General features: G+C 44.6%; 17 protein-coding genes. 1 reads left to right on the top strand and 16 read right to left on the bottom strand.

Annotated elements, in window-relative coordinates:
• Nucleotides 1–11 precede the first annotated feature (11 nt).
• The 6 genes from ACTNBR_RS05635 to ACTNBR_RS05610 form a co-directional block, all read right to left on the bottom strand.
• Nucleotides 12–743: a YebC/PmpR family DNA-binding transcriptional regulator gene (locus ACTNBR_RS05635; protein WP_427806508.1), complete on the bottom strand. Its 732-nt coding sequence runs from the start codon at nt 741–743 to the stop codon at nt 12–14.
• A gap of 89 nt (nt 744–832) precedes the next feature.
• Nucleotides 833–1,672, bottom strand: a complete 840-nt coding sequence (locus ACTNBR_RS05630) for a hemolysin family protein (RefSeq protein ID WP_427819805.1) — start codon at nt 1,670–1,672, stop codon at nt 833–835.
• 22 nt (nt 1,673–1,694) lie between these two features.
• Entirely contained in the window at nt 1,695–2,042 is a 348-nt protein-coding gene (locus ACTNBR_RS05625) for a type II toxin-antitoxin system PemK/MazF family toxin (protein ID WP_427806611.1), read from the bottom strand.
• 88 nt (nt 2,043–2,130) lie between these two features.
• A complete protein-coding gene (gene alr, locus ACTNBR_RS05620; RefSeq protein ID WP_427806506.1) occupies nt 2,131–3,297 on the bottom strand; it encodes an alanine racemase in 1,167 nt (388 codons plus the stop codon).
• Nucleotides 3,294–4,817 (bottom strand): NAD(P)H-hydrate dehydratase, encoded by a 1,524-nt coding sequence (locus ACTNBR_RS05615; RefSeq protein WP_441016993.1) that lies wholly within the window; start codon nt 4,815–4,817, stop codon nt 3,294–3,296. The genes alr and ACTNBR_RS05615 overlap by 4 nt, the downstream gene beginning before the upstream one ends.
• Before the next feature lie 97 nt (nt 4,818–4,914).
• Nucleotides 4,915–5,565 (bottom strand): redox-sensing transcriptional repressor Rex, encoded by a 651-nt coding sequence (locus ACTNBR_RS05610; RefSeq protein WP_427806504.1) that lies wholly within the window; start codon nt 5,563–5,565, stop codon nt 4,915–4,917.
• 143 nt (nt 5,566–5,708) lie between these two features.
• Here ACTNBR_RS05610 and ACTNBR_RS05605 point away from each other — a divergent pair, with 143 nt between their 5' ends.
• Complete coding sequence (locus tag ACTNBR_RS05605; RefSeq protein ID WP_441016990.1) at nt 5,709–7,634, top strand: ABC-F family ATP-binding cassette domain-containing protein; 1,926 nt, start codon at nt 5,709–5,711, stop codon at nt 7,632–7,634.
• A 43-nt stretch (nt 7,635–7,677) separates the two neighbouring features.
• Here the strand turns inward: ACTNBR_RS05605 and ACTNBR_RS05600 are convergent, their stop codons facing one another.
• From ACTNBR_RS05600 to ACTNBR_RS05555, 10 genes are all read right to left on the bottom strand, one after another.
• Nucleotides 7,678–8,874, bottom strand: a complete 1,197-nt coding sequence (locus tag ACTNBR_RS05600) for an NADP-dependent isocitrate dehydrogenase (protein ID WP_441016987.1) — start codon at nt 8,872–8,874, stop codon at nt 7,678–7,680.
• A gap of 25 nt (nt 8,875–8,899) precedes the next feature.
• The gene (locus ACTNBR_RS05595; protein ID WP_427819801.1) at nt 8,900–9,538 is read right to left on the bottom strand and encodes a GntR family transcriptional regulator; all 639 of its coding nucleotides are present in this window, start codon (nt 9,536–9,538) and stop codon (nt 8,900–8,902) included.
• Between the two features lie 130 nt (nt 9,539–9,668).
• Nucleotides 9,669–10,139, bottom strand: a complete 471-nt coding sequence (locus ACTNBR_RS05590) for a DUF1653 domain-containing protein (protein ID WP_427819800.1) — start codon at nt 10,137–10,139, stop codon at nt 9,669–9,671.
• Between the two features lie 16 nt (nt 10,140–10,155).
• Nucleotides 10,156–11,370, bottom strand: a complete 1,215-nt coding sequence (gene ilvA / locus ACTNBR_RS05585; RefSeq protein ID WP_441016984.1) for a threonine ammonia-lyase — start codon at nt 11,368–11,370, stop codon at nt 10,156–10,158.
• Nucleotides 11,364–12,311 (bottom strand): signal recognition particle-docking protein FtsY, encoded by a 948-nt coding sequence (gene ftsY / locus ACTNBR_RS05580; protein ID WP_427806498.1) that lies wholly within the window; start codon nt 12,309–12,311, stop codon nt 11,364–11,366. The genes ilvA and ftsY overlap by 7 nt, the downstream gene beginning before the upstream one ends.
• 16 nt (nt 12,312–12,327) lie before the next feature.
• Nucleotides 12,328–15,888: a chromosome segregation protein SMC gene (gene smc, locus ACTNBR_RS05575; RefSeq protein ID WP_441016981.1), complete on the bottom strand. Its 3,561-nt coding sequence runs from the start codon at nt 15,886–15,888 to the stop codon at nt 12,328–12,330.
• 10 nt (nt 15,889–15,898) lie between these two features.
• On the bottom strand, nt 15,899–16,591 hold the full coding sequence (rnc, locus tag ACTNBR_RS05570; RefSeq protein ID WP_441016978.1) for a ribonuclease III: 693 nt from the start codon (nt 16,589–16,591) through the stop codon (nt 15,899–15,901).
• 53 nt (nt 16,592–16,644) lie between these two features.
• Complete coding sequence (gene acpP / locus ACTNBR_RS05565) at nt 16,645–16,875, bottom strand: acyl carrier protein (RefSeq protein ID WP_427806495.1); 231 nt, start codon at nt 16,873–16,875, stop codon at nt 16,645–16,647.
• 20 nt (nt 16,876–16,895) lie between these two features.
• A complete protein-coding gene (gene plsX, locus ACTNBR_RS05560) occupies nt 16,896–17,921 on the bottom strand; it encodes a phosphate acyltransferase PlsX (protein ID WP_441016975.1) in 1,026 nt (341 codons plus the stop codon).
• A gap of 135 nt (nt 17,922–18,056) precedes the next feature.
• Nucleotides 18,057–19,151, bottom strand: coding sequence for a hypothetical protein (locus tag ACTNBR_RS05555; protein WP_441016972.1), 1,095 nt, complete (start codon nt 19,149–19,151; stop codon nt 18,057–18,059).
• Nucleotides 19,152–19,922 lie beyond the last annotated feature (771 nt).

Raw genomic sequence — 19,922 nt, 5'->3', positions numbered from 1 at the left:
CCGTTCCGGAATTATTCTTCCCAGTTGTGGTACACTTCCTGCACGTCGTCATCATCCTCAAGAAGATCTAAGGTCTTCTGAATATTTTTGATATCTTCTTCACTTTCCAGTGTCACCCATGTCTGCGGGATCATGGTCACCTCCGCACTTGCCATCGGGATTCCTGCTTCCTCAAGTGCAAGACGGACCTCACTGAAATCATCCGGTGAAGTAAGGATCTCAAAGCTGTCTTCTTCCTCTGAGAAATCTTCTGCACCTGCATCCAGTGCCTGCATCATCAGATCATCCGCATCCAGTTCACATTCTTCCTTATCGATAATGATCTGTCCCTTCTTGTCAAACATGAAGGAAACGCAGCCGGAGGTTCCGATATTGCCTTTTCCTTTCGTAAAAGCGCTTCGTACATTTGACGCGGTACGGTTACGATTGTCAGTCAGCGCATCGACAATGATTGCTGTACCGTTCGGGCCATATCCTTCATAAACGATATGTTCATAATTGTTCGCGTCTCCATCTCCCGCTGCTTTCTTGATGCTTCGTTCGATATTGTCATTCGGCATATTATTTGCCTTTGCTTTTGCTATTGCATCTCGAAGTCTGCTGTTATTTGCAGGATCAGCTCCGCCGCCTTCCTTTACAGCAACTGCAATCTCACGGCCGATCTTCGTGAAGATTTTTCCCTTCGCAGCATCATTTTTTTCTTTTTTATGCTTGATATTCGCAAACTTTGAATGTCCAGACATTGTATTTACCTCTCTGTTCGTATAGTATTCACTAAAATATTAATCATTTTATTTTAGCACTCTTTTCGGTTCCTGACAAGAACCAACTGTTACTTCATCTTCATAATCCGTACTTTGCGGATGGTATTGTTATCAACTGACAGTACCTGGAACACATATCCTTCAAATTGTACCGTGCATTTTTCGTCTTCAGAGGGAATTCTGTCAAGGCAATCGATCAGATAACCATTGATCGTGTCATAATCCTCTTCTTCAAAATTAATGCCCAGTATTTCTTCCAGATCTTCAAGCTGTGCCATTCCGTCTACGATATATGTACCGTCCGGCTGACTTGTGATCAGCTCCTCTTCTTCATCATATTCATCCTGAATATTGCCGACGATCTCTTCGATGATATCCTCCATCGTAACAATTCCCACGGTCTGTCCGTATTCATCGAGAACGATGACCATATGCCGTTTGTCTTTCTGCATCTGCTGAAACAACTTATCGATACTTTTTGTCTCAGGGACAAAGCTTACCGGCCGGATGATCTCTTTCAGATCCTTGATCCGGACATTTCTTAAAGAATCATCCAGATAACATTTCATGGCATCTCTGAGATGGACGATCCCGATAATATTGTCAATATCCTCCTCATAGACCGGAAACCTGGAATTATTCTCTTCAAGAATAAATCTGATTGCATCTGAAAGTGTTGTATTTCCGTCCAGGCCCACAATATTTTTACGATGGGTCATGATATCTTTTGCTTCAGAATCCATATATCCGAAAACATTACAGATCATCTTCATTTCGCGCTTTGCAAGAACACCTTTCTGATAGCCTTCCTCAATCTTCTCTATAATTTCTTCAGCCACCCGCTCCTGATCTTCATTTTCCGAAAAGACTCTTCTCATTTTCTGAAGTAAACTATTGCCTTCTTCCATAATTATTTCAGTTTCTCCTTTACTATGTATGAAGCATCAGACTGACACACAATGCCTCATCAACTTTTCTCATCAGTTCCCGGTCCACATGACAGACTAAATCTTTCAGTCGCTGCTTGTCGATTGTGCGTATCTGCTCCAGCAGGACTACAGAATCCTTCACGATTTTGTACCGTCCCGAATCGATTTCAACATGTGTAGGCAGTTTTGCCTTATTCATTCGGGATGTTATAGCTGCACAAATTACAGTTGGGCTGTGCCTGTTGCCTATATCGTTCTGGATGATCAGCACCGGACGGATGCCTCCTTGTTCTGAGCCGACTACCGGACTTAAATCTGCATAATAGATATCTCCACGTCTTACCTGCACTTCATTCACTCTCCGATTTCAAGATACAAGAAGTATTCCCATCTTTCATCAGAAGTATTCCATGCATACTTTTCATTCTTATAATATTCTATTCAAAATAATCTATCTGCCTTACTACCTCTCCGCCGCGAATATATTCCCGGGGAACACGTTTATTGATGTCACAGACAAATTCATAATTAAACCTTCCGGATAATTCACTTAACGTTTCAACCGGAAGATACACCCCTTCATTTTCACCAATCAGGGTAACCTTATCTTCAAACTTCACATTAGGAATATCTGTCACGTCAACCATGAACTGGTCCATGCAGACTCTTCCAACGATCGGCGCTTTCTTCCCATGAATCAAAACATATCCTTTATTGGACAGACTCCTGGGATACCCGTCACCGTACCCGGCCGGTACTGTTGCAATCTGCATTCTCCGATCCGCTACAAAGGTTCCACCATAGCTGACGGCAGTCCCTTTTTCAATCCATTTCAAATATGTGATATGGGAAATCAATTCCATAGCCGGTTTCAATGGAACCGAATCTTTTCTCACTTCTTCAGAAGGGTACATACCGTAAGTAGATATGCCCGCTCTCACAAGATTCAGATTCAATTCCGGCTGATCGATGATCGCAGCACTGTTTGATACATGAAGTAGTGGAAAATGGATACCCCTTTTCTCCAGTTCTTCTTTAACCCGGATATATGAAGTAAATTGCTGATCTGTGATCTCCTTATTTTTCTCATCAGCCCGCGAAAAATGTGTAAACATTCCTTCCAGCTCTACACATGGAAGATGACTGATCTTTTCGATTGCGTTCACGCTTACGTCATCCGGCGCAAATCCGAGTCTGGACATTCCGGTATCAATCTTAATATGAAAGATTGCATTCATTCCCAGTTCTTCTGCTTTTGCCGATGCCAGAGCTGCCAGTTCACCGTCATAGACCGTCATACGGATCTGATGCCGAATCATCGCTTCCATCTGATCCGGGAAAATGCATCCGAGGCAAAGAATCGGTTTTCCAATCCCAGCTTTTCGAAGCAGGATCCCTTCTTCCAATGTTGCCACAGCATATCCCCATACGTACTCCACATCTTCTAACATTTCTGCAATCGGTACGGCACCATGTCCGTATCCGTCCGTTTTCACGACAACGATCATCCGCGCATCGTTTTTAATATTACGATACATCATTTGCATGTTATACATTACTGCATCAAGATCGATCACTGCACGCAGTCTGTTATATGTCTTCATTTCAAGTTTTCCTCCAAAGTTTTTAGTGTTCTGCCAAGCCCCCGGATGAGATCTTCAGCAAGCACACTGTAGGATCCACATTCTTCTCTTGCCGTATCTCCGGCAAGGCCGTGCAGATATACTCCCAACACAGCCGCGTCAAAAGTCGGGAGGTTCTGAGCCATCAGGCCGGCAATCGTTCCTGCCAGCACGTCACCGGAACCGGCCTTCGCCATTGCTGCATTTCCGGATGAATTCAGAAACGTCGGATGTCCGCAAGCTGCGACGAGTGTTCTGCTGTCTTTCATGGCACAAACGACCTGCATTTTTTCAACAAACTCACGTAGAAGAGCGTTCCTATGATTCTTTAGTTCTGCAACAGGATATCCTGTCAATCTTGACATTTCTTTCATATGAGGTGTCAGCACATACTGTTCTTTCTGGCGCGCCCATTTTCTTCGCTCTTCTTCGGTAAATTCCGCAAGAAGATTGAGACCGTCCGCATCAATCACACACGGCTTCCGGTTCATTTCCAGCGTCATTTTAAAAAGTCTCCGCGAATACTCTGAAATTCCAAGTCCGCATCCGATGCAGACCACATCTGCCCATTGAAGCAGATCTGGAAGTTCCCGGAAACAATCTAAGGCCATCTCATCATAAGTCGTGATAATAGCTTCCGGCAGAAGCTGCTGAAGAATCTGTCTGTTGGATTCTTCCGTGTATATCCGTACAAGGCCTGCGCCTACCATGTACGCCGCATGGGCACTTAAGTACGCTGCCCCCGACATTCCCCTACTTCCGGCAATAAGAAGAACCCTTCCATAGCTTCCTTTATTGGAATCCGGCTTTCTCTCCGGCATCCTGGAAATCACATCCTGTTTTTCCAGCATAAAATAAAGATCGTCCCGGTTTTCAAAGCCCGGATCCGTAATGCCGATATCCTTTACCAGTACTTTCCCCGCATACTCGGAACCCGGAAAGAAAACCTGACCTGCCTTAGCGTATGCAAACGTGACTGTCAAATCAGCCCGGAACGCACATCCCAGTACTTCCCCGGTGTCAGCGGAAATTCCGGACGGAGTATCAATCGCAACTTTGTATCCCTGATACCGGTTCATTTGTTCAATCACATTCTGGTAATGTCCTTCGATATTTCGGCAAAGCCCGATTCCAAATACGGCATCTATAATAACACTATATTCCTTCTCCGGTAAAGTGTTTCCTACAGACACGCCCAGATTTTCCAGAATATGCATCTGCTGCTTCGTTTCTTCACTCCTGGATTCCAATTTTCCGGCAAAACACACATCGACCCTTTTTCCTTCTTCGGCAAGCAGTCTTGCCACCGCGAATCCGTCTCCACCGTTGTTGCCGGAGCCGCATACCACCAGTGCATAGGACAGATCAATCTGCTCTTCTTTCATTGCAGCCATACACTGAAGCGCCGCACGTTCCATCAGTACCAGCGAAGGAATCCCGATCTCATGGATCATTCTTCCGTCCGCCGCTTTCATCTGTTTAGCCGTCAATATATATTTCATATTCTCACCTTCCAATACGCAATAAAGAGCCCCGCAGCCGGAACTCTTCTCTCATTACGCCGATTCAGGCAAAATGTGTGTAACACATTCTGTCGAATTATGAATTATCTGTATGTTCCATATTATAACGTGTTATATTGTATGAAAGTCTCATCAGACTCTCCGATAAATGCACGTTCTCAACAATAATATTATCCGGAAGATTCAAATCTGTATGTGCAAAATTCCAGATCGCCCGCACACCATTATCAACCAGAACATTCGCAACATCTATGGCTCTTGTCTTCGGAATCGCAAGTACTCCGATTTCAATATCATTCTTCTGAATAAAATCACTCAGTTCATCCATCATCCGGATCTCCACACCGCGGATCGTAATTCCCACAAGTCGTGGATTCACGTCAAATAATCCTTTTAATACAAAACCTCTTTTTTCAAATGCTGCATAATTAGCCAGTGCCTGTCCAAGATTACCGGCACCGATAATGACCATGTTATGTTGGTTGTCCAGTCCCAGAATTTTCCCTATTTCCGTATATAAGTATTTTACATTATACCCGTATCCCTGTTGTCCAAATCCACCAAAATTATTAAGGTCCTGACGAATCTGGGATGCAGTTACTTTCATTCTCTTGCTCAAATCGTTGGAGGATATTCGTTCCACACCGTGTTCCAGCAATTCGCCAAGATAACGATAGTATCTCGGAAGTCTTCTGATTACTGCCTGAGATATTTCTCTTTCTTCCACCTGACATCCACCTTCCATTCTTATTCTAAATTTCATTATATAAAAATGACATAAAAAAGTCAAACTTAATAGTTGTTTTTTATTGTATTTCCGATATAATGAGGTAGACAGTACCTATTTCTACAGTATAAGGAGGTTTGAAAATGATACTGGCATGCCACAATTTAACGAAATCCTTTGGGGAGCAGGTTATTGTGAATAAAGGCTCCTTTCATATAGAAGACCGTGAGAAAGCGGCGCTGGTCGGTCTGAACGGCGCCGGGAAATCCACAATTTTGAAAATGATCGTCGGTGAATTGAATAGTGATGACGGTGATGTAATTCTTACCAAAGGAAAAACAATGGGCTATCTTGCCCAGCACCAGGACCTGATGAGCGGGAATACCATTTACGAAGAAGTCCGCACCGCCAAATCTGAGATTATCGAAATGGAACGTCAGATTCGTGCACTGGAACTGGAAATCAGTACGCTGACCGGTGACGCACTTCAGATGAAACTTGACACTTATCATAGACTTACCGCTGCATTTGAACGTGCTGACGGCTATTCTTATAAAAGCGAACTGGTCGGTGTTCTTAAAGGCCTTGGGTTTACTGAGGATGAATTTCAGAAACCGGTGGACGCCCTTTCCGGCGGCCAGAAGACACGTGTTTCCCTCGGCAAACTTCTGCTGACGAAACCGGATATTTTACTGCTGGATGAGCCTACCAATCACTTGGATATGAATTCAATCGCATGGCTTGAGAACTACCTGCTGAATTACTCCGGTGCAGTGCTCATCGTCTCCCACGACCGTTATTTTTTGAATCGTGTCGTAACGAAAGTGCTGGAGATTGAAAGCGGTACACTGATGACATATATGGGAAATTATTCAGATTATGCCCAGAAGAAACAGCAGCTCAGAGACGCAAGGCTGAAAGAATATCTGAATCAGCAACGGGAAATCAAGCATCAGGAGGCAGTCATCGAAAAGCTTCGTTCCTTCAATCGGGAGAAATCAATCCGACGTGCGGAAAGCCGGGAAAAGCTGTTAAACAAAATCACACCTGTTGAAAAACCGGTTGAGCTGAATACCGATATTCATTTAAGCCTGGAGCCTTCCTGTGTGAGCGGGAACGACGTGCTTCGCGTTGAAGGCCTTGGAAAATCATTTGCTCCCCAGGTCCTTTTTCAGGATGTCAGCTTCGAGATTAAGCGAGGTGAACATGTAGCCATCGTAGGCGATAACGGAACAGGGAAAACGACACTGCTTAAGATTTTGAACAATGTGATCGCGGCGGATTCGGGAAGCTTTACACTGGGAACCAATGTACATATCGGTTACTACGATCAGGAACATCACGTACTTCACATGGAAAAAACGATCTTTGAAGAGATCTCCGATGATTATCCGACACTTACGAATACACAGATCCGGAATGTTCTAGCTGCATTTTTATTCACAGGCGATGATGTATTTAAGATGATCGGTGATTTGAGCGGCGGAGAACGCGGACGAGTATCTCTTGCAAAGCTGATGCTCTCCGAGGCGAACTTCCTGATTTTGGACGAGCCTACGAACCACCTGGACATCGCTTCGAAAGAAATTTTGGAAAATGCATTGAATGAGTACACCGGAACCGTACTTTATGTGTCCCATGACCGTTATTTCATCAACCAGACAGCCACGCGTATTCTTGACCTGGTGAACCATACTTTTGTAAATTATATTGGAAACTACGATTACTATCTCGAAAAGAAAGAGGAACTCACGACGGCATACGCCGGTGGCAATATTTCAGACAAGCAATCTACGAATGAAGGCACTTCTTCAATGTCCCAGTCCAAAATGAGCTGGCAGGAACAGAAAGAAGAACAAGCAAGAATCCGGAAGCGTCAGAACGAACTGAAAAAGACGGAAGAACGCATTACCCGGCTGGAAGAACGAAACCAGGAGATCGATACGCTTCTTATGCAGGAAGAAATCTATACCAATTCCGTCCGGTGTCAGGAACTGGCAAAGGAAAAGGCTGCAAATGAAGAAGAGCTGGAAGAGCTCTATGAAAAATGGGAAGAGCTGGCTGAATAACTGTTAAAAACGCGCCTTATCGGCGCGTTTTTCCTGTTTTTATTTACAATCTCTCAGCGATCGCTTTGATAAAATCTTCGCTGTTCAATACAGTCGGATTTGGAAGCGTCGTGATCAGTGCAAGATCTTTAGTCATATTTCCGCTTTCAATTGTATCGATCGTTGCCTTTTCCAGCTTATCGGCAAAATCCATCAGCTCCTGATTTCCATCCATCTCACCACGTTTTCTGAGTGCCCCCGTCCATGCAAAGATCGTTGCCACGGAGTTAGTAGATGTTTCTTCTCCTTTCAGGTGCTTGTAATAGTGCCGCTGTACCGTTCCGTGTGCTGCCTCATATTCATAGTATCCTTCCGGAGATACCAGCACGGAAGTCATCATGGCCAGTGATCCGAATGCGGAAGAAACCATGTCACTCATCACATCACCGTCATAGTTCTTACATGCCCAGATATAACCGCCTTCAGACTTCATCACACGTGCTACGGCATCGTCGATCAGCGTATAGAAATACTCGATTCCGGCTTCTTCAAACTTCTCTTTGTAATCTGCATCAAAAATCTCCTGAAAAATATCTTTAAAGGTATGGTCGTATTTCTTGGAAATCGTATCTTTCGTTGCAAACCAGAGATCCTGTTTCGTATCCAGTGCATAGTTAAAACAGCTTCTTGCAAAACTCTCGATTGACTGATCAATATTATGCATGCCCTGAACAATTCCGGATCCGGTAAAATTATGAACCAGCTCTCTCGTCTCGGTTCCGTCCTCTGCGGTATAAACCAGTTCTACCTTTCCGGCACCCGGGATCTTCATTTCAGAACCTTTGTAAACATCCCCGTAAGCATGTCTTGCAATCGTGATCGGCTTTTTCCAGTTCTTTACACAAGGTTCAATTCCTTTTACAACGATGGGTGCACGGAATACAGTACCGTCAAGGATCGCACGAATGGTTCCATTCGGGCTCTTCCACATTTCTTTCAGATTATACTCTTTCACACGGGCTGCGTTCGGAGTGATCGTTGCACATTTTACTGCAACCTTATATTTCTTCGTTGCGATTGCAGAATCCACAGTAACCTGATCGTTTGTCTCGTCTCTGTGTTTCAGGCCCAGATCATAATATTCTGTCTTCAAATCAATATACGGAAGAAGAAGATGCTCCTTGATCATCTTCCACAGGATCCTTGTCATCTCATCTCCGTCCATCTCAACAATTGGTGTCGTCATCTGAATCTTGCTCATGCTTACTCTTCCTTTCTTTTGCCTGTTATTCCTGCTCAATATGAAGATTCTCCATAACATTCAGGATATGAATATGTGCCAGTTCTTCTGCACGGTCCGCATCTCCGGTCCGTAGTGCATTCAGGATCTCCCGGTGTTCTTCCAGAGATTTTTTTGCCCTGTCTTCTTTCTTCACGGATCGTTTTCTTGCCACCTGAACATATTTATGAAAATCAGAAAGAATATGTCTGAGTATCCGGCTCTGACTTGCGTCATAAAGAACCTCATGAAACTTTCCGTCAAGTTCTGCAAGCTGTTCGGCATTTCCACGATCCAAGTGGTATTCTGTAAGAAGCAGGACTTCTTCCATTTCCTGAATCTGCTCCTCTGAAATGTGCTCAGCCGCCCAACGTGCACATAGGCCTTCAAGCATGGAACGCGTCATATAAATATCATGCACGTCCTTCTCCGTAATGCCCGTCACATAGGCCCCTTTGTTCGGAATAATGTGAACCAGCCCCTCCAGCTCCAGCTGACGGAGTGCTTCCCGAACCGGCGTCCTGCTGACTCCAAGTTCCTTACCCAGTGTTGCTTCTCGTAATTCTTCATTTTCCTTAAATTTGCCTTTCAGAATGTCCTCGCGGATCTCCTGAAAAACCTGTCCCCTCAGTGAATATTTATCCATAATTCTGCTCCTGAAAACTATATTTTTTGTTGGGGTCAATATAAAATCTGACCCAAGTAAACCTGGCCCATTTTTGTATCATTGTATACAACGATACATTTATTGTCAATAGGCTAGATTATTTTTTCTGCTACATCCGTTTTTCATACTTCATCAATGTCTTGATGTATTTTACCAACTGCTGGTATCGCATTTCCATCGTCTGTGCATTTTCTGTAAAATCCATACTCTGCGCAGCGGCGGAAAGGAATTCATCTGTGAGTTCTGTTTTATATTTTTGAAGGAACCGCAGTTTTTCTTCGTTGCTGCTCAGATCAAGAAATCGCATGATCAGACTCTGTTCCTCCTCATCCGCCACTGCGGTCTCTTCCTCCAGTTCAAACCGATATTCCTGATCTGCATCCGGGAATTTTCTCTTATCGACCTGCTCCAGAAACATTTCCAAAGGTCGTGCAAATACCGGATGTTCTCCGTAAAGTCCTTCATAGACGACAAGCTCTTCTGCACGCTCTGTATGCTTTGCAATTGCAAGTACGCGATAACGATTCCCTTTAAAATGTCTGTAACACTCACCGACTTTCGGCATTCTGCCTTGTTTCATGATTCTCATCCCTTATCTAATAGAGTTTGGCACTGATTGTTTTAGGACGGAATCCTTCTCGCTCCAATGCCTGAATAATTCTGTTTTTGTGTTCCGTTCCAAATGCTTCCATGGTGACTCTGAGTTCAACGGCAGCATTTCGATTAATGCTGACAAACTGATTATGCTCCAGTTTAATTACATTTCCCTGTTCATCAGCAATTGTCTTTGCGACGCGCACAAGTTCACCCGGTTTATCCGGAAGAAGTACGGATACAGAAAAAATACGGTCTCTCTGAATCAATCCATGCTGTACGATGGATGACATGGTAATGACATCCATATTACCGCCGCTTAAGATACAAACAACCTTTTTGCCTGTCAGATCCATCTGTTTTAAAGCAGCCACAGAAAGAAGTCCTGAGTTTTCGACAACCATTTTGTGATTCTCGACCATATCAAGGAATGCACCGACCAGTTCATCATCTTCTACTGTAAGGATATCGTCTACATTTTCCATAACATACTGAAGCGTCTTTTCACCAACTGTTTTTACAGCGGTACCATCTGCGATCGTATTTGCGCTCGGAAGAGTCACAACATGGCCTGCCGCTACGGCCGCTTTCATACTGGCTGCTGCTGCCGGTTCCACACCGATCACTTTGATCTTAGGATTCAGCATTTTCGCAAGTGTAGAAATACCCGTGATCAGTCCGCCTCCGCCGATCGGCACAAAGATATAATCGACCGTCGGAAGTTCCTGCACGATTTCCATCGCGATCGTTCCCTGTCCTGTTGCAACATCAAGATCATCAAACGGATGAACAAATGTATAGCCGTGCTCCTCCGCCAGCTCATAAGCCTTTGCACAGGCATCATCATAGACATCTCCGTGAAGTATCACTTCCGCTCCGTAACTCTTGGTACGATTGACTTTGATGAGTGGGGTAACGGTCGGCATAACGATGGTAGCCTTACATCCAAAGGCTTTTGCGGCATATGCGACACCCTGTGCGTGGTTTCCTGCGGATGCAGCGATCAGTCCTCTGGCGCGTTCTTCCTCTGACAAGGTACTGATCTTATAATAAGCGCCTCTGAGCTTATAGGCACCTGTATACTGCATGTTTTCCGGTTTCAGATATACTTTAGCTCCGGTCTGTGCGCTTAAATGCTCACTGTAAACCAGTTTGGTAGGTTTGGTGACCCGTTTTACAATCTCGCTTGCTTCTTCAAATTTCTCTAACGTTAACATGTCTCTTCTCCTTCTTCTGTCGTAAATAAAGCGTTTACAAACTGATCTGAATCAAATTTCTGCAGATCATCAATGGATTCTCCCACTCCGATATATTTAACAGGTATTCCGAGTTCTGCCTGAATCGCAACGGCAATTCCTCCTTTTGCGGTACCGTCCATCTTCGTCAGAATGATACCGGTAATGTCTGCAACTTCACTGAATTCTCTGGCCTGTGCAAGTGCATTCTGACCGGTCGTTCCATCCAGCACGACCAGAGTCTCGCGGTACGCTTCCGGATATTCTCTCTCCAGCACACGATTGATCTTCTTCAGCTCTTCCATCAGATTCTTTTTATTATGAAGTCTTCCCGCCGTATCACACAGCAGTACGTCGGCCTTTCTCGCTTTAGCAGCCTGGACCGCATCATAAACGATGGCTGCCGGATCCGCTCCTTCCTGCCCGCCGATCAGATCGGCCCCGGAACGGTTTGCCCATTCTCTCAGCTGTTCACCGGCTGCCGCACGGAATGTATCTGCTGCCGCAAGGACAACTTTTTTGTTCTGGTCTCTCAGTTTTCCCGCTAGCTTTCCAATGGTTGTCGTCTTGCCAACCCCATTTACTCCAATCACCAGAACTACCGATGTTCTTTCTTCAAATTCATAAGCCGTCTCTCCTACATACATCTGTTCTTTGATGCTGTCGATCAGAAGCTGCTTACATGCGATCGGCTCTTTGATGTGCTGCTCTTTAACTTTTTTGCGCAGATCCTCAAGAATCGCATAAGTGGCCTTTACTCCCAGATCTCCCATGATCAGAATTTCTTCCAGCTCTTCATAAAAGTCTTCGTCAATATTGGTAAATCCGTGGAAAATACTGTCAATGCCCGATACAATATTGTTTCTGGTCTTAGTAAGCCCGGACACAAGTCGTTTAAAAAATCCCATTTTCTCTTCAGCCATATAATGCCTCCCATTCCTACTGATCCAGTTCATTTTCCAGAAGATCGACAGACACAAGCGTAGACACGCCTTTCTCCTGCATGGTAATACCGTAGAGGCGGTCTGCCGCCGTCATGGTACCTCTACGATGCGTGATCACAATGAACTGTGTATATTTTGTAAGTTTATGTAAATACTGTGCAAATCTGGTTACATTGGAATCATCCAGTGCTGCTTCGATCTCATCCAGCAGACAGAAGGGCGATGGTTTCAGATTCTGGATCGCAAAAAGCAGCGCAATCGCGGTCAACGCCTTCTCTCCACCGGAAAGCTGCATCATATTCTGCAGTTTCTTGCCCGGTGGCTGTGCGATGATCCGGATGCCCGCTTCCAGAACATCTTCATCCTCCATCAGCTCCAGTGTACCCTTTCCTCCACCAAATAGTTCTTTGAAAACCTGATTGAATTCCTGCGCGATACGCCCGAACTGCTCGGTGAACTGTTTTCTCATCGCTTCATCCAGTTCCTCGATAATCTTCGTAAGTGTTGTCTCCGCTTCGACCAGATCGTCATGCTGACCTTTCAGGAACTCATATCGTTCCGCAAGATTTTTAAAATCCTCTATTGCATTGACATTGACCGAACCGAGTGCTTTAATTTCTGCCTTCAATTCCTGGATCCGCTTCTTCATCATAGACAGATCTGTCAGATTTTCATCTCGTATCTCAAGAGCCCTGTTGTAAGTAAGTTCATACTCTTCCCACATATAATTGATCTGTTTTTCAGATGCTTCCTCATAGCCGGTTTTCCGGCTGTCCAGACGGAAAACTTCCTTGTCCAGTTCTGCCATATGTTTCGACAATTCGTCCCTTTTTCCAAGGAAAGCCTTGTTCTTCTGATTCAGTTTCTCGCGTTTTTCACGCGATTCTTCAATCTGGGTTTTCAATTCCGTAAAGAGTTCTCCTGAATCATCGATGGTCTTTCGAATTTCTGCGATCTGCTTTTCTTTCTCTTCAATTTCACCGGAGTTCTCGCCCTTGCTTGCATCTAAGGATGCCAGTTCTTCCTCAAATTTCACAATTTCTTCACTGATACGATTCAGATTCTCCTCAATGAATGCATTCTTCTGATCCAGGGCTGCATAAGTCAGATGGATATTTTCATTTTTTTGTACGGCAGTGCTTTCTTCCGCTCGCTCTTTTTCCAACTGCATCTGCAGTTCATCGACTTTTGTTGAAAGCTCTTTTTCCAATTGCTCACTGGTTTCCAGTTCTACCTGAATAGATTCCTGGTTTTCTTCGATTTCATGCACGCGGTGTTCCAGTTCTTCCCGCTCTTTATGCATGCCTTCTGTATTTTCTCTGGTGTACTTCTGTTTCGCATCCACCTGATCCAGATTCATTTTTGCAGTATTCTGTTCGACATAATCCTTCTGCAGGTTTTGTTGTATTTCTTCTACTTTAGCATAAAGCTCCGCACGCTTCGAACGGGCAGCATCGACTTCCGCCTGTGCTTCCTTCATCTCGTTCTCAAGGAGCAGTACTGTTTTCTCAAACTCTTCGATTTCGCGCCTTCTGCTGAGCAGATTGCTGCTGTTCTTAAATGCCCCTCCACTCATAGCACCGCCCGGGTTCATAAGATCTCCTTCCAGAGTTACAATTCGCAAAGTCTGATGGTATTTCCTTGCAAGTGCAATTCCAGTATCAATATGGTCCACCACAAGCGTTCGCCCCAGAAGATGAGCTGCAAGTTTTTCAAACTTCGGCTCCACGCTGACCAGTGTGTCTGCTGTTCCGATCACACCTTTTTCTTTTAATACTTCCGGTTTCCCGATTCCCTGTCCGGGCCGGATAGCAGTCAGTGGGAGAAAGGTTGCACGTCCGAATTTATTTTTCTTCAGATAACCGATCATCTCTTTAGCAGTTTCTTCATCCGAAGTTACAATGTTCTGGATACTTCCGCCAAGAGCCGTCTCGACAGCGATTTCATATTTTTTATCTACTTTGATGATATCTGCAACAACTCCGACGAGCCCCGGAACACTGCTTTTTTTCTCCATAACTTTCCGGATGCTGTTTCCGTATCCATCATAGCGTTCGGTAATATTTTTCAGAGACTCAAGTCTGGACTGTTCCCTGTGAAATGCAGTCTGCCCAATCCGGAGTTTTTCATTCTTATCCGCAATTTCCTTCTGCATTCTCTCAATATCAGCTTCATAAGCTTTCACTTTATTCACAGAATCTACGATTTTTTGGGAAATGCGTCTCAGTTCATCCTCATAGATCTTACGCTCGTCACGATGCCGCTGGGCATCACTCTCAGCTTCTACCAGTCGTTTATAAAGCTGCGCTCTCTGCACCTTGATCTGTTCCAGCATCGTATCATAATGCTGGAGTTTCGCTTTCGTAGAAGCTCGGCCGTTCAGTACTTCCATGATTTCATTCTGATGGTGTTCAATCTTCGCGGTGATCTGTGCAATCTGGGACTGAACTGAAACAAGTACAGTCTTAGCCTGTTCCTGCCTTGCCTCTTCCGAAGACAGCTTCTCTGCGATTTCTTTATGTTCTTTTTCCAGTGTCTTTTTCTGTTTTATACGTTCTTCCAGTTCGAGATCAATCGTTCTGGCCCGCTTCTCATAATGTTCATCATTCATGCGGGCACTCTTGATCTGCTCCTTAAGGAGCTCGATCTGGCCTTCCAGCTGCTGCTTCAAGAGTGTCGTCTCATTCAACTGACTCTTTGCCTTCTCAATAGACGCATCGATCTCATCTACCTGATTCTCAATGAGCTCGTATTCGTTCTTCATATCCTCATACTGCTGATTTGCCTCATCAAGCTCATTCTTTGCAATTGTAAGCTTCTGGTCCACATCTTTCATCTGCTCTTTCAGACGCATCGTTTCCATAAGAAACATATTGATGTCGTACCGCTTCAGTTCTTCTTTCTTCTTCAAGTAAATCTTCGCTGTCTCTGCCTGTTTCTGCAAAGGCCCGAACTGTTTCTCCAGCTCTCCGAGAATATCATTGACACGAACCAGATTCTGCTGCTCTTCTTCCAGCTTTTTCAGAGACATATTTTTCCGTCGTTTAAACTTTACGATACCAGCCGCTTCATCAAAGAGTTCTCTTCGTTCTTCCGGTTTACCGTTCAGAATCTTATCAATCTGTCCCTGCCCGATGATCGAATATCCTTCTTTACCGATACCCGTATCGTAGAACATCTCATTAATATCCTTAAGACGGCAGGCGCTTCCATTGATCAGATACTCGCTTTCCCCTGAACGATACAGTTTTCTCGTAACCTTGACCTCTTCAAAGTCCACCGGCAGTTTATGATCCGAATTATCCAGTGTAATGGCAACCGACGCATAGCTGAGCGGTTTCCTGTTCTCTGTCCCCGAAAAAATAACGTCCTGCATACTTCCTCCGCGAAGCTGCTTAACTCTTTGTTCTCCAAGAACCCAACGAACGGCATCCGATACATTGCTCTTTCCGCTCCCGTTTGGACCCACGATTCCAGTAATACCGTTATGAAACTCAAATACAATCTTATTCGCAAACGATTTGAATCCCTGTATCTCTATACTTTTTAAATACATGCTTCACCTGCTAAGCCTTTCTGTTTTTCAGTTTCAAAATCGCCTGATAAGCAGCCTCCTGTTCCGCAGCCTTCTTGGTGCGGCCGATTCCCTGTCCGTAAGTCGTATCCCCGATCCGGACCTCCATCTGGAAGGATTTATTGTGATCCGGTCCCACTTCACCGACAAGCTCGTAACAGATTCCCTTCTCTGAATTTCCCTGGACAAGTTCCTGCAAGATAGTCTTGCTATCATAAAAGAGTCTTTTTCCTTCCAGATCATTTAACACATGGTTCAAAATGAACTCTTTTGCATTAGCAAAACCACCATCCAGATATATAGCGCCGATCAAGGCCTCCAGCGCATCCGAAGTGATTGAATCCCTCTTCCTTCCCCCGGTTGCATCTTCTCCCTTTCCCAACAGAAGGAAATCTCCCAGATCCAGATCACGCGCACAGAAAGCAAGCGCCTTTTCACATACCATACTGGCACGAAGCTTCGTCAGCTCCCCTTCCGGCATCTTTGGATTTTCGAAAAATAAATATTCACTTGAGACCAGTTCCAGTACTGCATCCCCCAGGAATTCCAGCCTTTCATTGCAGTCTGTCTTTTTCAGGCGTTTTTCGTTCACATAAGAGCTGTGCGTCATCGCATGTTTCAGAAGACCTTCATCCGAAAAACTGTAACTGATTTTTTTCTCCAATTCTTTTAAATTTCTGCTCATATTATCCTCTTCTAAAAGAAAAAGCCCTATTACGGGCTTTTCCTTTATTATGCCTAATTAATTGCGTTCTTAATCTGCTCAACTGCGTCACCGACAGTTGCAATCTTCTCCGCATCTTCGTTATCAATTTCAATATCAAAAGTATCTTCAATTCCCATAATAATCTGGAAAATATCCAAGGAATCTGCTCCCAGATCGTCCACAAATGTTGTGTCCGGAGTAATTGTATCCGGGTTGCATCCTAATACATCGGCGATAATTTCTTTTAATTTCTCAAATTCCATAACTGTTGCCCTTTCTTTCCTTACATATTAACCGGTTCTTCACCAGCCTGAATACATTCTTTGATTTTTTCATTGATACGCTGTTCCTTAAATGTCACGCACTGTAAAATAGAATTGCAGACTTCTTTAGAAGTGGAACTTCCATGCGTCTTCACAACCAGTCCGTTAAGACCAAGCAGCGGAGCGCCTCCATATTCACTGGCATCAAAATCCTTCATCGTGGATTTCAGCGCCGGCTTCACCAGAAGTGCGCCAATTTTGCTGCGGAGGCTCGTCATCATTCCTTTCTTCATCTTACTGATCAGAACAGAACCGACTCCTTCGTACAGTTTCAGAATAACATTGCCGACGAACGCTTCACAGACGATCACATCGGCCTGACCATGCGGAATCTCTCTCGCTTCAATACTTCCCGTGAAATTGATATCCCTGCATTCTTTCAAAAGCGGAAATGTCTCCTTCACCAACGCATTCCCTTTTTCTTCTTCCGCACCGATATTCACGATTCCAACCTTTGGATTCTTGACACCCATCACGTGTTTCATGTAAATGGAACCCATTTTTGCGAACTGTACCAGATGCGATGGTCTTGCATCCACATTCGCTCCACAGTCGATCAGAAGAGCAAATCCCTTCTCCGTTGGAATCAGCGGTGCAAGGGGCGGCCTTTCGACTCCCTTGATGCGTCCTACCAGAAGCTGCCCTCCGGCCAGCACTGCTCCGGAGCTTCCTGCCGAAACAAACGCGTCTGCTTTCTTCTCCTTCACAAGTTTCAGCCCGACCACTATGGATGAGTCTTTCTTCCTTCGGATCGCCATGACCGGCGGTTCCGCGGTTTCAATCACCTCTGTCGTGTTCACAATGGTGATCTGTTCTTTGTTGTAAGTATATCCGGCAAGTTCGTCTGCTATGACTTCTTCTTTTCCTGTCAGAATTACCTGAATATCGTCGCGCTTCTGCACAGCTTCGACTGCACCTTTTATGATATCCTTCGGTGCGTTATCTCCACCCATCGCATCCACTGCGATCTTTGTCATTTCCTTCATACTGTTACCTCCTGACATATCTGGACCGGTACAAAGCCCGATCTTGATATGCTTTACAACTAAAAACTATAATACTAAACATTGTTCTAAAAATCAATAGAATTGTGAAAGGATATCCGGGTCTCATGACCGTTTTTATGGATACGCAATCCCCATTCTGGTCCCCAGCGTGACTACTGCCGCATTCGGCGAATACGTTCCGAACAGATTTGCGACTGCCTGGGCATCATTTGTAATGAAGACCGTCACTTGTCTTTCGCAAATTTCAGAAAGTTCATTTTCCAGATATTCCCCGTAAAATTCCGCCAGAAGTCTGAGACTTTTGTAGTACCCTCTGTCTGCAATCTTCCCATCAAGAAGATTATTAGCCATGCAGATACTGACCTCGCAGCTTTCGGAATCCTCCCCGAATGCTTTCATTGTATCGCAGACCGTATCTACGATTACTTTATGAATACATTCGGCAGTTCCGATCGTATCCGGCATACTGCTGAAATCCTCATGCAGCCGGTTCGAGAGTTCTGCCAGTTCATAATCCTCTCCCTTACGGATCGCTCTGCCGCGCTTGATCGCTGTATTTCCAAAATCAAAGACATACACCGTCTCTCCGGTAATCCCCTGCGCCTTCGCACATCCCATCAGAGAAATCGTCTTGACTGTCTCATTGCAACAAAAACGTATCGTCGGAAACTGCCATTTTGTTTTCTGAAATTCAGATAAATATTTCAGATATTCCATGACTTTATGCTCCAGAAATGCTCCGGTTTCTCCTGCGGCAACTCTCCCGACAAAAAAGACATGCGTACAAGATTCCCAGAAGCGCCAGTCAGCTTCCGTAAGTTCATTCTTCTTTCGGCCTTCTGTTCCTTCTTTTAAGGAAAAGATCATGCAAGCGAGACCCAGGCTGAGACGATCCAAAATTCTTTCCGCTTTCTTCCGGTTCTCATCGGATTCTACGAGCTGTTCATTCAGAAAACTTGCAATATTATGATCTTCCACATCATGAAAAGCAGGAAATTCGCTGCTCACTTCGTCAGCCAGATGACGATAGGCATAGATATCACTTCCTTTAATACCATCCAATGCCCGGAGCGATGGCAAATCACTCTTATTATAATCACGATCAAAACTTACAATATAATCATTCAGCGAAAGGTAGGACTGTGATCCATCCGGGAGATATTTAAAACATTTGTTGTTCATAGCTTCTCCTTCCGTTTTCATTCTCATCAATCATTCCACCGATAAATTTGTTTCCATCTTATCATAACAGACCATTTTATTCAAGAAACAGCACATGTTCTTAACGATTTATCCGCTTCACTTTAACATCTTCATCCATGATCTTGCCCCGCTCCCATAGTTCCCTCTCTATGATGAGTTCATGTTCATTCGAAAAATAATAACTTTGATACAGTACCGACGGATCCGGTCGCTGATGGCTCTGCTTTCATCCTGTGCGATCGCTCCAAGGATACAAAGAAACAGTTCATTCCTTTCCGTCTCGCTTGATTTGACCACCTTTTACCCGATTGGTTACGGCAGATGTTGTCATCTCTGCAATACGCGACATACTCAAACTTATTGATTGTTCGCCCCTTTGCTCCATTTCCATTACAGAAACTTCTTCACTACTATAGGCTCGGCTGACTTCTCACAGTTCGTTGTTACTAGGCTAATGGAACCTCTGTGAGACCTCCACGCTTAAGGTGCACGCTCTTTCTCTCCATATATCCGCCACATTTACTCTGCTACTACAAAAGTGGTAGTTATTAGACTTTGTTGAATTAAGCCAACTTATCTCTCGTAGCCTAGCCTTATATGTGATTTCTGTTCGTCGGACCAGAGATTTGCCTGCAGCTTCCTTCAGATTCCACCTCACGATGGACACCCTTGCTGTTCGGCTATACATTTCCCACTACCTGGGCATGTTCGGGTAGGGTCAAGCGATGGCGCGGTAGTTTCCGTTTCCATCGCCTGCCACCTCAAACCGTGCATGAG

It is taken from the genome of Bariatricus sp. HCP28S3_F11 (assembly GCF_052065395.1).
Classification (GTDB): Bacteria; Bacillota; Clostridia; order Lachnospirales; family Lachnospiraceae; genus Allocoprococcus.
The sequence above is the reverse complement of the archived record's forward strand: the minus strand, read 5'-3'. Positions and strand labels throughout refer to the sequence as shown.

Coding starts and splice junctions, on each gene's coding strand:
- ACTNBR_RS05635 (WP_427806508.1), bottom strand. CDS start 743: ATGTCTGGACATTCAAAGTTTGCGAATATCAAGCATAAAAAAGAAAAA.
- ACTNBR_RS05630 (WP_427819805.1), bottom strand. CDS start 1,672: ATGGAAGAAGGCAATAGTTTACTTCAGAAAATGAGAAGAGTCTTTTCG.
- alr (WP_427806506.1), bottom strand. CDS start 3,297: ATGAAGACATATAACAGACTGCGTGCAGTGATCGATCTTGATGCAGTA.
- ACTNBR_RS05615 (WP_441016993.1), bottom strand. CDS start 4,817: ATGAAATATATATTGACGGCTAAACAGATGAAAGCGGCGGACGGAAGA.
- ACTNBR_RS05605 (WP_441016990.1), top strand. CDS start 5,709: ATGATACTGGCATGCCACAATTTAACGAAATCCTTTGGGGAGCAGGTT.
- ACTNBR_RS05600 (WP_441016987.1), bottom strand. CDS start 8,874: ATGAGCAAGATTCAGATGACGACACCAATTGTTGAGATGGACGGAGAT.
- ACTNBR_RS05595 (WP_427819801.1), bottom strand. CDS start 9,538: ATGGATAAATATTCACTGAGGGGACAGGTTTTTCAGGAGATCCGCGAG.
- ACTNBR_RS05590 (WP_427819800.1), bottom strand. CDS start 10,139: ATGAAACAAGGCAGAATGCCGAAAGTCGGTGAGTGTTACAGACATTTT.
- ilvA (WP_441016984.1), bottom strand. CDS start 11,370: ATGTTAACGTTAGAGAAATTTGAAGAAGCAAGCGAGATTGTAAAACGG.
- ftsY (WP_427806498.1), bottom strand. CDS start 12,311: ATGGCTGAAGAGAAAATGGGATTTTTTAAACGACTTGTGTCCGGGCTT.
- smc (WP_441016981.1), bottom strand. CDS start 15,888: ATGTATTTAAAAAGTATAGAGATACAGGGATTCAAATCGTTTGCGAAT.
- rnc (WP_441016978.1), bottom strand. CDS start 16,591: ATGAGCAGAAATTTAAAAGAATTGGAGAAAAAAATCAGTTACAGTTTT.
- acpP (WP_427806495.1), bottom strand. CDS start 16,875: ATGGAATTTGAGAAATTAAAAGAAATTATCGCCGATGTATTAGGATGC.
- plsX (WP_441016975.1), bottom strand. CDS start 17,921: ATGAAGGAAATGACAAAGATCGCAGTGGATGCGATGGGTGGAGATAAC.
- ACTNBR_RS05555 (WP_441016972.1), bottom strand. CDS start 19,151: ATGAGAATGAAAACGGAAGGAGAAGCTATGAACAACAAATGTTTTAAA.